Below are 12,893 nucleotides of genomic sequence, written 5' to 3' on the forward strand. Positions count from 1 at the left end.
AAGGAATCAGAACGGATATCCGACGGCAAAATGCCATGCAAACCGATCGGTCAGGTTGGGGCGAGTAATGGCCCATTTGCGATGGCCGATTTCCTGCGGGTTGTAGGCTTTCATTCCCGTGTCAAGACGAATCAGAAAATAATCGAAGTCAAGTCTCACTCCTAATCCGTACGAAAGAGCGATTTCTTTATAAAAGCGGGTAAGATCAAAATTCCCTTGAGGTTGATAGTCGTATTTTCGGATAGTCCAGATATTGCCGGCATCAATATAGGCGGCTAACTCGATTTTCCAAAACAGTTTAGTACGATATTCCAGATTCGCATCAAGGCGGAGGTCGCCTACCTGGTTGACGAACGTCGTAGCATCGGTGACAGGCATGCTTCCGGGTCCCAGCGAACGTACCGACCAGCCGCGGTTGCTGTTCGCGCCACCGGCAAAATACCGACGGGTGAAGGGCAGTTCCTTGCTGTTTCCATAAGGATAACCGATGCCGGCACCGAGGTGGAAGGCGAAAGAGTTGCGATTGTCGATCGTCAGGCTTCGTGCAAAATCGATATCACCTTTGACGAATTGCGAATAATGTGTGCCGAAGAGTTTGTAACGGCCGTCGGCATCTTTTTTATTCAACAAGTTCGATAATCCGTACAGAATATTCCCTGCCAGTTCGACAGACAAACGCAGCGAGTAAGTACTTCGCCCGCGTTTCATCGGGTCGTAGTTATTAAACGAGTATGTATAGCCTGAGCTGACGATGAACAGGTCGGAATAGTTGTATTTGGCCGTGATTTCCGGCAAGGTATTGCGAAATGCCGTATCGACATGAAGCATATAGATATAGTCTACATCGAGCAATTTAAACGTATGACGGGCCAGATTATTCGTCCGGTTCTGCCAGATATAGTTCCAGCCACCGGAAAGGATGGCACGCCGGTATTCCGGTCGGTGCTGCTGGTCGTAGCTGAATTTAAATTCGGTTGTGGCACGTACTTTTCGGCGGAAGTCGTAACTTGTAAACGGGAAAACGAATGTAGGAAAAAGCATGGATGCTTCGCCGGCAAATTCCCAATAGCTCCCCCATCCGGCCTGACTGTTCCCGCCCGATAGCGCTTCATAAGCTCCCCGTACTTTAGCCGTAAAGAGCTCCGAACCACCGAACAGATTACGATGCTGATAGTTCAGGCTCGATGCGAAGCCCAGATCCCCACTCGAGTTGGTTCCTTCTATTTCGATGCCGAAACCTTGTGTTTGGGCCGGAGCGGTAAGGATGGTACAGTCGAGTTTGAGTGTGTCGTTTTCCTCGCGTTCATCGTAGCGGATATTGACATGGCGCATGGCTCCCAGATTGGCAAACGCGGAGTAGGTCAGTTCCATATTGCGGTCGCTGTACAGCTGTCCGGGCAAAAGGTAGCAGCAGCGCGCAAGGACCCTGGGCCGTAGGCGATGCTTTCGGGTACTGTGGTAAATCCATACGTTGCGTTTCCATACGGAGTCGACCGGTACGATGTGCGTATATTCCTGTGATAAGGGGTCATAGCCTGTCACAACGCTCACCTTATTCAGGTAATAACGCCGGTGAGGACGTTCTTTGGTCGAATCGGAGGGCATAACCGAACGGAAGGGTTTGAGATGCAAGTCAAGGTCGACGAGTTGTTGATTTTGTAGACTGTCTGCCCGGAAATAAATATAATCGCGATTAAAAGCATAGTACCCGCGTCGGCGCAGCAACATGGTGATACGTTGCCGTTCCTGATCGAGCACGTCGCGATCGAAAAGATTGCCGGGCTGTACCAATGGCGTGTATTCTTCGGAAGCTGGACGGAACAGCCCTTTCAACCACGATACCTTCGAAACTTTCAAGTGAAGGATACTGTCGATACGTGCGTCGTTCACCCTCGTGCGGTATTCCCGGATTCGGTAAGGTTCGCCGGCAGTGATCGTATAATGCACGGTTGCTTTTTTATATTTAGACGTATCAATGGCGTAATGAACATCGGCACGTATGAATCCTTTGTTGATCATGTACCGGTGAAGTTCGTCACGCGACGGCCCGACAAGGGTTGTGTCAAGAATCTCAGGAGGCTCTCCGATGCGACGCAACAGTTTGTTGAACCATCGCTTCTCGTTTCGTCCCGACCAACTATAGACATACAGCGGCCATTTCAAGATACCGAACACTTTATAGTTGGGCTGTTGACGGAGATACGACCGGAGGTCGTCCGCTTTAATGCGACGGTCATCGACCGAAAGGTCTACTTTATCCAATAAATATTCATCATCTCCCACATACTTTGTTGTGCTGCATGACCAGCAACATGCAACAAGGCTTATACACAGAATCAGGTAGACATATCGGCTCATATCGTCTTTTAGCTGCACAAATGTACGCGAAATAAATTATTTGACGTATTTTTGAGTTCCTAAAAATGATGCGGCATGTTGAGTAAATCAAAAATGAAACAGGTACGTGCGCTGGAGATGAAGAAGTACCGGGATGCGCAACAATTGTTTGTGGCAGAGGGTAACAAATTGGTGACGGACTTGATGAAGGCTTTCGAATGCAAATGGCTGGCAGCCCGCTCGTCGTGGGTCGAGGTGCAACCTGACTTACGTACCGGCGAAGTAATCGAAGTCCGTGACGACGAAATGCGTAAGATCAGTCTGCTAAAGACACCTCAGGAGGTACTGGCCGTTTTCAGCCGACCCACATACCGGCTCGACGAAGCTGATCCAAACTCACAACTCATCCTTGCCCTCGACGGTATTCAAGACCCCGGCAATCTGGGCACAATCATCCGGCTGGCCGACTGGTTCGGTATCGCACACGTCGTTTGCAGTACGGATACGGCCGACGCTTTCGGCCCGAAGGCCGTACAGGCTACGATGGGAGCATTGGCTCATGTGCAGATCCACTATACCGATCTCGTCGAATACCTTAAACAATACCGGACACCGTGTTACGGCACGTTCCTCGACGGTGAGAACCTGTATCGGAAGAAATTGTCGCCTAACGGCATTCTCGTGATGGGTAATGAAGGGAACGGCATCCGACCGGCTGTCGAAATGCAGATTAACGAACGACTTTTTATCCCCAACTTCCCCGAAGGACACGAATGTGCGGAATCATTGAATGTGGCTGTCGCCGCTGCCGTCGTTTGTGCCGAATTTCGGCGACAAGCGATACAATCGCCTGTTTTATGATATGACAGGAAAAGGTGGTTAATGTAGGGGCGAACCCCTGTGTTCGCCCTTTGGGGTTGGGTTATCCGAACGCAAATTTCGCAAATGGCGCGAATAACCGCCTTTGTCATTCCGAACACCGTGAGGAATCCCGCGGAGTAAAAGAAAGAGATTCTTCGCTTACGCTCTGAATGACAAATTAATTGTTAATTGTCAATGGTTAATTGTTATGCCGGGTACACGCCGAATCATGTATTTAGAAAATAACCATTGACAATTTATTTCGTCCATGGGCCTCGGGCGGTGAGCCGACGAAGCAGCGAGCAGGGCGAAAGAAAATCAGGCTGTCCGAGCCAAGCGAGTTACCTGATTTTCCGACCTGCAAGCGTCGCGAAGGCGTGCGAAGCCTTGACCTTTGGGTTACTTTTTGGGTCAAGCCAAAAGTAACGGAAAAAATATCCCTCTTTTCATTTAAAAAAAAAATTGTTATATCTTTGCACCGTAAAGAACAAATAAACAGGAACGGTCAATGAAAGGCAGAGGCAGACAGACACTATCGATAACGCTACGGACGGACGCGCACGCCGCGACGAACCGTGTCTCGCACCCTGACACCCGAACGATAACGCCTCAATTTACCCCCCCCTATTTACATTTATTAACACCTACATAATAACTCCTTATGTCTCCGTATGTCACATGCGGAGCAACGGACGTTGCGTATCTTTTCATCATAAAAACAAAGCGATTATGAAAAAGACAGTTTTTCTCGCGGCCGACATCTGTCATTCGGCCGCCACCAAAGTCGACGAAGGCGACATCGTGGTCAACAACCCCTCGGAGCTGATGATCATCATCCCCGCCCTCCCCGCCGGGACGTACCAGTTGGAAGTAACGACGCAGTATTCGATGGGGAAGCAATGGTTGAAAGAACCTCGAACAAGCGTGTTCGAGAAGACATTAACGGTTAAATAATCAGTCCGGCATATTAGGGCGTCTAATAAGCACGTATTAGGGCGGCGCATACGTACCTGTCAAATTATGTCAGGCTTGCAGCCCTCAAAGCGGGGTATGGGAATCGATACCCCACCCTTGCGGGATGGGGCTGAAATATACCGGGCTTTCAGCCCTTGTGCCCATGCGAGCTAACCCCTTCGGGGTGTTGAGTTGTTGAGTTGTTGAGGCGTTGAGTTGTTGGCTGATTGCTGACAGCTGTAAGAGCCCTGAAAGGGCGTATTAATTCAGCCCAATGCGAAGCGTTGGGAAAAAAGGGCGACCCCCTCGGCGGAGGGCTGAAAGCCTGACGTAATTCAGTTGTTAATTGTCAATGGTTAATTGTTATGCGTGGTACACGGAATCCGAACGCCACCCTTTGTCATTCCGAACACCGTGAGGAATCTCGCGGAGAAAAAGAAAGAGATTCTTCGCTTACGCTCTGAATGACAAATGTCAGAACGCAGAGAAACATCCCCCCCAGCCCCCCTTCAAAGGGGGGAATGCGGAAGCAAAGCGGGGATGTTCTCCCATAAGCGCTAACTTAAGGGTTGTGGTATTACGCCTGATATGATTTAACGTGCCGATGAATTACTCTCACGATAACTGGTCAGCAATTCTGGCCCATATTGGTAAGCCCGAAGAACTGGATACTTCGGCACGTAATGCCGGGGCTCTAACCCGCCGCCGCGAAATTCGTGATGCTGCAACTCTGCTACGTCTGGGGCTGGCTTACGGCCCCGGGGGGATGTCATTACGTGAAGTCACTGCATGGGCTCAGCTCCATGACGTTGCAACATTATCTGACGTGGCTCTCCTGAAGCGGCTGCGGAATGCCGCCGACTGGTTTGGCATACTTGCCGCACAAACACTTGCTGTACGCGCCGCAGTTACGGGTTGTACAAGCGGAAAGAGATTGCGTCTTGTCGATGGAACAGCAATCAGTGCGCCCGGGGGCGGCAGCGCTGAATGGCGACTACATATGGGATATGATCCTCATACCTGTCAGTTCACTGATTTTGAGCTAACCGACAGCAGAGACGCTGAACGGCTGGACCGATTTGCGCAAACGGCAGACGAGATACGCATTGCTGACCGGGGATTCGGTTCGCGTCCCGAATGTATCCGCTCACTTGCTTTTGGAGAAGCTGATTATATCGTCCGGGTTCACTGGCGAGGATTGCGCTGGTTAACTGCAGAAGGAATGCGCTTTGACATGATGGGTTTTCTGCGCGGGCTGGATTGCGGTAAGAACGGTGAAACCACTGTAATGATAGGCAATTCAGGTAATAAAAAAGCCGGAGCTCCCTTTCCGGCACGTCTCATTGCCGTATCACTTCCTCCCGAAAAAGCATTAATCAGTAAAACCCGACTGCTCAGCGAGAATCGTCGAAAAGGACGAGTAGTTCAGGCGGAAACGCTGGAAGCAGCGGGCCATGTGCTATTGCTAACATCATTACCGGAAGATGAATATTCAGCAGAGCAAGTGGCTGATTGTTACCGTCTGCGATGGCAAATTGAACTGGCTTTTAAGCGGCTCAAAAGTTTGCTGCACCTGGATGCTTTGCGTGCAAAGGAACCTGAACTCGCGAAAGCGTGGATATTTGCTAATCTACTCGCCGCATTTTTAATTGACGACATAATCCAGCCATCGCTGGATTTCCCCCCCAGAAGTGCCGGATCCGAAAAGAAGAACTAACTCGTTGTGGAGAATAACAAAAATGGTCATCTGGAGCTTACAGGTGGCCATTCGTGGGACAGTATCCCTGACAGCCTACAAAACGCAATTGAAGAACGCGAGGCATCGTCTTAACGAGGCACCGAGGCGTCGCATTCTTCAGATGGTTCAACCCTTAAGTTAGCGCTTATGGGATGTTCTCCCTTCAAAAGGGGAATGCAAGGGGGCTGATTGCTGACAGCTGTAAGAGCCCTGAAAGGGCGTAATAATTCAGCCCAATGCGTAGCGAAGCGAAGCGTTGGGAAAACAGGGCGACCCCCTCGGCGGAGGGCTGAAAGCCTGACGTAATTTAATTGTTAATTGTCAATGGTTAATTGTTATGCGTGGTTATCCGAACGCCACCCTTTGTCATTCCGAACACCGTGAGGAATCTCGCGGAGAAAAGGAAAGAGATTCGTCGCTTACGCTCTGAATGACAAAAGACCGAACGCGAATTTCGCAAATGGCGCGAATCAACGCAAATAACCGCCTTTGTCATTCCGAACACCGTGAGGAATCTCGCGGAGAAAAGGAAAGAGATTCGTCGCTTACGCTCTGAATGACAAATTAATGGTTAATTGTCAATTAATTTCGTCGATGGGCCTCGGGCGGTGAGCCGACGAAGCAGCGAGCAGGGCGAAAGAAAATCAGGCTGTCCGAGCGAAGCGAGTTACCTGATTTTCCGACCCGCGAGCGTAGCGAAGGCGTGTGAAGCGCACGAAGCCTTGACTTTTTGGTTACTTTTGGGTCAAGCCAAAAGTAACGGAAAGAGCGCTCTGAATGACAAAAGACCGAACGCGAATTTCGCAAATGGCGCGAATCAACGCAAATAACCGCCTCTGTCATTCCGAACGCAGTGAGGAATCTCGCGAGGAAGAGGAAAGAGATTCTTCGCTTACGCTCTGAATGACAAAGTAATTGTTAATTGTCAATGGTTAATGGTTATGCCGGATACATGATTTGGCGTGTACCACGCATAACAATTGAAAAACAGCCCTGAAAGGGCGTATTAATTCAGCCCAATGTGCAGCAAAGCGAAGCGTTGGGAAAAAAGGGCGACCCCCTCGGCGGAGGGCTGAAAGCCTGAATAAATATGGATTTGGATGCCCCCTTTGTCATTCCGAACGCAGTGAGGAATCTCGCGAGGAAGAGGAAAGAGATTCTTCGCTTACGCTCTGAATGACAAAAGTAATTGTCAATTGTCAATGGTTAATTGTTATGCCGGGTACACGGAATCCGAACGCAGAGGGACATCCCCCCCTCCCCCCCCTTCAAAGGGGAGAAAGAGCGAAGCGAAGGGGGGATGTTATCCCTTCAAAGGGGGGAAGAGCGAAGCGAAGCGCACGAAGCCTTGACCTTTGGGTAACTTTTGGGTCAAGCCAAAAGTAACGGAAAGAACGCTCTGAACAACAAAAGAAACGAATAACGAATAGTGACTAACGAAAAATGTTTATTAATATCAAATTGTAGAAAACAATGAAAAAGAAAATGTTTACTTTATGGATGACGGGTCTCTTCTTATTGTTGACGACCCTGGGCGCTGCGGCGCAAAACAGCGGAACCACCGGACCGCTGAACTGGAACTACGATGCCGGTACCAAAACCCTTTCCATCACCGGAACGGGCGCCATGCCGGACTTCACGCTCACGACGCGGCCGCCTTGGGAGAAGACCACGAACCCGATAGAGAAAATCGTGATCGAGGCCGGCGTGACGAGCGTCGGGGCGCACGCCTTTAGGAATTGCGCCGTGCTGACAAGCGTTACCCTCCCGGCGGGTGTCCAAACGATTGGGGATAATGCCTTTCACGCTTGCGAGAAGCTGACAAACATCACGCTGCCCGCCGGCCTCGAAAGGCTCGGAGATGGCGCCTTTGGGGAATGCGGGGCGCTGGCCAGCATCACGCTGCCCGAGGGGCTCCAAACGATCGAACGGAACGCCTTTGGGGAATGCCTTGCGCTGACGCACGTCACGATCCCTAAGAGCGTAACCACGATCGGAGATGGCGCCTTTACTAATTGCTGGAAGCTGGCAAGCGTCACGCTGCCCGCTGACGCGCAGCTCGGCACGATCGGAGAGAACGCCTTTTATGGGTGCGAGAAGCTCGCCAGCCTCACGATCCCGAAGAGTGTGAACACGATCGGAGAGCTGGCCTTTGCCTACTGCGTAGCGCTGAAGGACGTGACCGCGTCCTGGCCAGACGCGACCTCCATCCCCGTCATCCAGTCGAATGTCTTTGATTATCTCAATCCGGGGAATATCAAGCTGCATGTGCCCGCTGGCACGGGGGAGGCTTACCAAGGGAAGGACGTATGGAAAGAATTCACCATCGTGGAGCAGCCGTGGGGCGACCTCAGCACCGGCCTGCACTGGGAGTACGACGACGCCACCCGCACCCTCACCATCTCCAATCCCAACCCCGGGACGCCCAAGTCGATGCCGGACTTTGCCGACTTTAACGATCAGCCTTGGAAGGATCTCCGGGAGAAGAAAATCAAAACCGTAGTGATCGAAGCCGGTGTGACCAGCATCGGAAATAAGGCCTTTACGGGTTGCGAGGCGATGACAAGCGTCACGCTCCCGGAGAGCGGCCTTGAAACAATCGGGGAGAAAGCTTTTATGGGTTGCGAGAAGCTGCTAAGCATCACCATCCCGAAGAGCGTCACCACGATCAAAGAGCGAGCCTTTCTCTATTGCCAAGCGCTGGGGGGTGTCACCGTGGGGTGGACGGAGGCCAGATTCATCCCTGCCATCTCAGAGTTAGAGTATGTCTTTTTCTCCCCCTCTGATCACCAGTCTAAAGTGCTGCACGTGCCCGCCGGTACCGCGGAGATGTACCGCGCGAAGGATGTGTGGAAAAAGTTCTTCATCATGGCTGGAAAGACTGCAGGGGGTGACCTCAGCACGGGGCTGCACTGGGCGTACGACGACGAAACCAAGACGCTCTCCATCACCGGTGCGGGCGAGATACCGGACTATAACTACCCGAATGATCGGCCTTGGAATGCTTTCATGAATAAGGCGCGAACCCTAACCCTTGCAGAGGGCGTCACCAAGATCGGGAAGAATGCCTTCGCGGGTTTCCAGGTGCTGCCAAGCATCACCCTCCCGAAGAGCGTCGCCACGATCGGAGAGTATGCCTTTATAAATTGCCACAAGCTGACGGACGTCACCGTAGCGTGGAAGGATGCCGGATCGATCCCCAACATCCAAGCGAATGTCTTTGACGACGTCACACTCTCGGACGTTACGCTGTACGTGCCCGAGGGCATGGTCGATACCTACAAAGCGAAGAACGTGTGGAAGGATTTCGATATTCAGGAGACGCCGCCCACCTTGTCCGCCGCCCTGACCGACGCCGCGCCGATGGCCTGGACTGCCGGCAGCACGAAGCAGATCAAGGTGCAGGGCAATAAGAAGTGGAAGGCTACCATCCCCGCCGCAGCGCAGACGTGGCTCGAGTTTGCAGGCGGCGACGGCATAACGATCGTCTCCGAAAGCCCGGACACGACGCTGACGGTGAAGGCCAAAAATGCGAACGGCATTACCGCGGCACGCACGGCCACGCTCGATTTCGTGTTTGAAGACGGCAGCGGCCCCGCCACGCCGGTTACGGTCGCGGTGACGCAGGTAGCTTTTTCTCCCACGCTCTCGGTAACGCCCGCCACACTCACGTTTACCTTTGACGGCGAAGATAAGGCGCTGACCGTTACGGCTAATCGGCCGTGGACCGCCCAATGCGACGCGTCGTGGATCACCCTCTCGGCCACTTCGGGCACAGGCAACGGCACAATCACCGTCACCGCCCCGGCCTACGAAGACGAGCAGCCCCGCACGGCTAATATCTTCTTCGTCTCCGGCGCGCTGAAAGAAACGGTTACCGTCACGCAAAACCCCAAACCCGGGCCCGCCTTCGTCGCGCTCGATTATACGGAACTTACGCTGCCCGCAGGCGCCTCGCAACGCCTCGTCGTAACGGCCTATCCCAAAGACGCGGATATCCATCGCGACGTGAAATGGTATTCCTCGAACAATGACATCGCGACCGTGAGCAGAGACGGTACCGTCACCGCCCTCGCGCCCGGACGGGCCGATATTACCGTCGTGGCCAACGTCGGCGGACAGCAGACGGCCTGCCGCGTGCGCGTCGTACCGGCCGAACAGATGGTTTCCGTCACGTCGGGAGGCGATAACACGTTACGATTGGCCTTAGTGGCACCCTCCGATGCCGACTTTACGCTCTCGTTCGACGTCGATCTGCCCGAAGGCTTTGCCCTCGACGCCAAGAAGACCGCGCCCGATGCGTCGCTGGCTGCCGGCTATGCCGTCACCGTGACCGGCAAACGCGTGGAGATGAAACCCAACGGTCTGCGCTCAGGCAGCACGATGGAGAAACGCAACCTGCTGACGTTCGCCTGCACGGCCGCGCCCGGCACGTCGAAAGGCAGCTACAAAGCTGCGCTGCGTAACCTCACGTTCACGCCTACGGCAGGATACGCGCTGCAAAACATCACGGTGCCGTTCACGTTCACTCACACCGTGGCCAATCAAACGATCGACGGCCTGCGCGTCTACGCCGCCGACGGCGCGCTGCACCTCACCCTGCCCAAGGCCGAGACGGTACATATATATAATGTAGTAGGTTCGCTCGTTCGCACGATGAACGCCTCCGCCGGCGATCATGTTCTTCCGCTGTCCTCGGGCATGTATGTGGTGCGCGTAGGAGAACGGGTAACCAAAATTCTTATAAAGTGAAGAGTGAAAAACGAAAAGTGAAGAGTGAAAAACGAAAAACGAAGAGTGAAAAGTGAAGAGTGAAAAGTGAAGAGTAGTCAACAGTAATTAATGTTGTCAATGTAGGGGCGAACCTTGTGTTCGCCCTTTTTTTGTGTGGCGTCGGGTTTATCCGAACGCAAATTTCGCAAATAGGCGCGAATGGACGCAAATATTAACCCGACGGGACTATTTTGTGATTTTTGAAACTATTAAATGTCTGACTAATATATTTTTGTCAAAATAAAAATAACGTTATATTATCGCCGTGTTAATAACTGTGTTTGTCATTCTGCCCCACCCTTTGTCATTCCGAACGTAGTGAGGAATCTCGCCTCGAACGCCCTCGGCGTTCGTCCCTTCGGCCTCGGGCGGTGAGCCGACGGAGCAGCGAGCAGGGCGAAAGAAAATCAGGCTGTCCGAAGCGAAGCAAGTTACCTGATTTTCCGACCTGCAAGCGTCGCGAAGGCGTGTGAAGCGCACGAAGCCTTGACCTTTTGGTTACTTTTGGGTCAAGCCAAAAGTAACAGAAAGAGATTCTTCGCTGACGCTCTGAATGACAAATTAATTGTTAATTGTCAATGGTTAATTGTTATGCGTGGTACACGGAATCCGAACGCCACCCTTTGTCATTCCGAACATCGTGAGGAATCTCGCCTCGAACGCCCTCGGCGTTCGTCCCTTCGGCCTCGGGCGGTGAGCCGACGAAGCAGCGAGCAGGGCGAAAGAAAATCAGGCTGTCCGAAGCGAAGCGAGTTACCTGATTTTCCGACCTGCGAGCGTCGCGAGGGCGTGTGAAGCGCACGAAGCCTTGACCTTTTGGTTACTTTTGGGTCAAGCCAAAAGTAACAGAAAAGAGTGCTCTGAATGACAAATTAATGGTTAATTGTCAATGGTTAATGGTTAATGGTTATGCGTGGTACACGCCGAATCATGTATTTAGAAAATAACCATTGACAAATTAATTTGTAGGGGCGAACCTTGTGTTCGCCCGTCATAACGCCGACATATACATCCCCCATCCCCCCCTTCCAAGGGGGAAGAGCGAAGCGAAGGGGGATGTTACCCCTTCCAAGGGGGAATTTGCAGGGCTGACTGCTGGCAACTGAATAAAGCATTGGGGACGAGAAAAACCTCAAACACTCTTTGACTTATTGACACACGACGGAAAGGGAAAATACGTCTTACGCTTGGACGATTGATGGAAAAGTTGTAAGTTTGCACTGAAACAAGAGAAAAGTAATCAGGAGGCAAGAGAATGGCAACTTATACTATCCATATCAATGAGCAGACGCAGGAAGGCCGCAGTCTGGTCAATTATCTTCGTGAGTTGGGACTTATCGCCCCCGACTCCGTAGATGACGGCATCGAGGCTACCCGCCGGGCAATGCGTGAACTGCGCCAAGGCAAAGTAACGCACTGCAAGGATTTCAATGAGTATCTCGACAGCGTCAAATAATGCGACAGATTGTCTATACAGGGCAATACAAGCGCGACTTGAAGCGTGCCCGTAAACGCAGATTGTCGGAGGAAGACCTTAACGAGGTCATTCTGTCGCTGGCTGAGGATAGAGCCTTACCACCGGAAAGGTGCGACCATGCGCTCAGCGGTGAATTTGCAGGGTTGCGAGAGTGTCACATCCATCCGGACTGGCTTCTGGTATACGAAAAGGAGGATTCCGGTGAACTGCACATCCTCAATCTCGTCAGAACCGGCAGCCATGCCGACCTGTTCTAACCGCCGTGTTGCCAAGGTTTGCGTCTCTACAATATGTACCACGCATAACCATTGACAATTAACCATTAGAGAAGAGCCCTGAAAGGGCGCGTTAATTCAGCCCAATGTGGAGCGCAGCGAAGTGTTGGGGAAAGAGCGACCCCCTCAGCGGAGGGCTGAAAGCCTGACGTAATTCAATTGTTAATTGTCAATGGTTAATTGTTATGCCGGGTACACGGAATCCGAACGCAGAGGAACATCCCCCCTCCCCCCTTCAAAGGGGGGAAAGAGCGAAAGCGAAGGGGGGATGTTATCCCTTCAAAGGGGGAATGCGGTGCGGTCAGCCATCAGCAAACAGCGTGTGGTATGCCGTGTAGGGGCGAACCTCAGTGTTCGCCCTTTTTTTGTGTGGTGTCGGCAATATCCGAACGCGAATTTCGTAAATGGGCGCAAATCAACGCAAATAACTGTGTTTGTCATTCCGAACACCGTGAGGAATCTCGCAGGGGAAAGGGAA

9 protein-coding genes are annotated in these 12,893 nt (G+C 52.2%); 6 read left to right on the plus strand and 3 right to left on the minus strand.

From position 1 onward, the window contains the following. Nucleotides 1-6: 6 nt before the first annotated feature. Complete coding sequence (gene tamL / locus BFO_RS03665; protein WP_014224261.1) at nt 7-2,358, minus strand: translocation and assembly module lipoprotein TamL; 2,352 nt, start codon at nt 2,356-2,358, stop codon at nt 7-9. Between the two features lie 75 nt (nt 2,359-2,433). On the opposite strand from tamL, the gene BFO_RS03670 reads away from it, so the two are divergent. The 4 genes from BFO_RS03670 to BFO_RS14345 all read left to right on the plus strand — a co-directional run bounded on the left by BFO_RS03670 (nt 2,434) and on the right by BFO_RS14345 (nt 10,642). Next, nucleotides 2,434-3,198: an RNA methyltransferase gene (locus tag BFO_RS03670; RefSeq protein ID WP_014224262.1), complete on the plus strand. Its 765-nt coding sequence runs from the start codon at nt 2,434-2,436 to the stop codon at nt 3,196-3,198. Nucleotides 3,199-3,927: 729 nt separating this feature from the next. Then, complete coding sequence (locus BFO_RS03675; protein ID WP_041590645.1) at nt 3,928-4,152, plus strand: DUF4469 domain-containing protein; 225 nt, start codon at nt 3,928-3,930, stop codon at nt 4,150-4,152. 604 nt (nt 4,153-4,756) lie between these two features. Then, nucleotides 4,757-5,869: an IS4-like element IS421 family transposase gene (locus BFO_RS03680; RefSeq protein WP_001300563.1), complete on the plus strand. Its 1,113-nt coding sequence runs from the start codon at nt 4,757-4,759 to the stop codon at nt 5,867-5,869. Between the two features lie 1,494 nt (nt 5,870-7,363). Then, nucleotides 7,364-10,642: a leucine-rich repeat protein gene (locus tag BFO_RS14345; RefSeq protein ID WP_014224266.1), complete on the plus strand. Its 3,279-nt coding sequence runs from the start codon at nt 7,364-7,366 to the stop codon at nt 10,640-10,642. Between the two features lie 273 nt (nt 10,643-10,915). Here BFO_RS14345 and BFO_RS15475 read toward each other — a convergent pair whose 3' ends face one another. Continuing rightward, the gene (locus tag BFO_RS15475; RefSeq protein ID WP_157755283.1) at nt 10,916-11,143 is read right to left on the minus strand and encodes a hypothetical protein; all 228 of its coding nucleotides are present in this window, start codon (nt 11,141-11,143) and stop codon (nt 10,916-10,918) included. Nucleotides 11,144-11,252: 109 nt separating this feature from the next. After that, the gene (locus tag BFO_RS15480; protein WP_014224267.1) at nt 11,253-11,465 is read right to left on the minus strand and encodes a hypothetical protein; all 213 of its coding nucleotides are present in this window, start codon (nt 11,463-11,465) and stop codon (nt 11,253-11,255) included. Nucleotides 11,466-11,918: 453 nt separating this feature from the next. Between BFO_RS15480 and BFO_RS03690 the strand changes: the two genes are divergently transcribed. Both BFO_RS03690 and BFO_RS03695 read left to right on the plus strand, forming a co-directional pair. Then, complete coding sequence (locus BFO_RS03690) at nt 11,919-12,119, plus strand: adenine nucleotide alpha hydrolase family protein (protein ID WP_014224268.1); 201 nt, start codon at nt 11,919-11,921, stop codon at nt 12,117-12,119. Next, nucleotides 12,119-12,397: a type II toxin-antitoxin system RelE/ParE family toxin gene (locus BFO_RS03695; protein WP_014224269.1), complete on the plus strand. Its 279-nt coding sequence runs from the start codon at nt 12,119-12,121 to the stop codon at nt 12,395-12,397. Before BFO_RS03690 ends, BFO_RS03695 begins: the two co-directional genes overlap by 1 nt. Nucleotides 12,398-12,893: the final 496 nt, after the last annotated feature.

It is taken from the genome of Tannerella forsythia 92A2 (genome assembly GCF_000238215.1).
GTDB lineage: Bacteria > Bacteroidota > Bacteroidia > Bacteroidales > Tannerellaceae > Tannerella > Tannerella forsythia.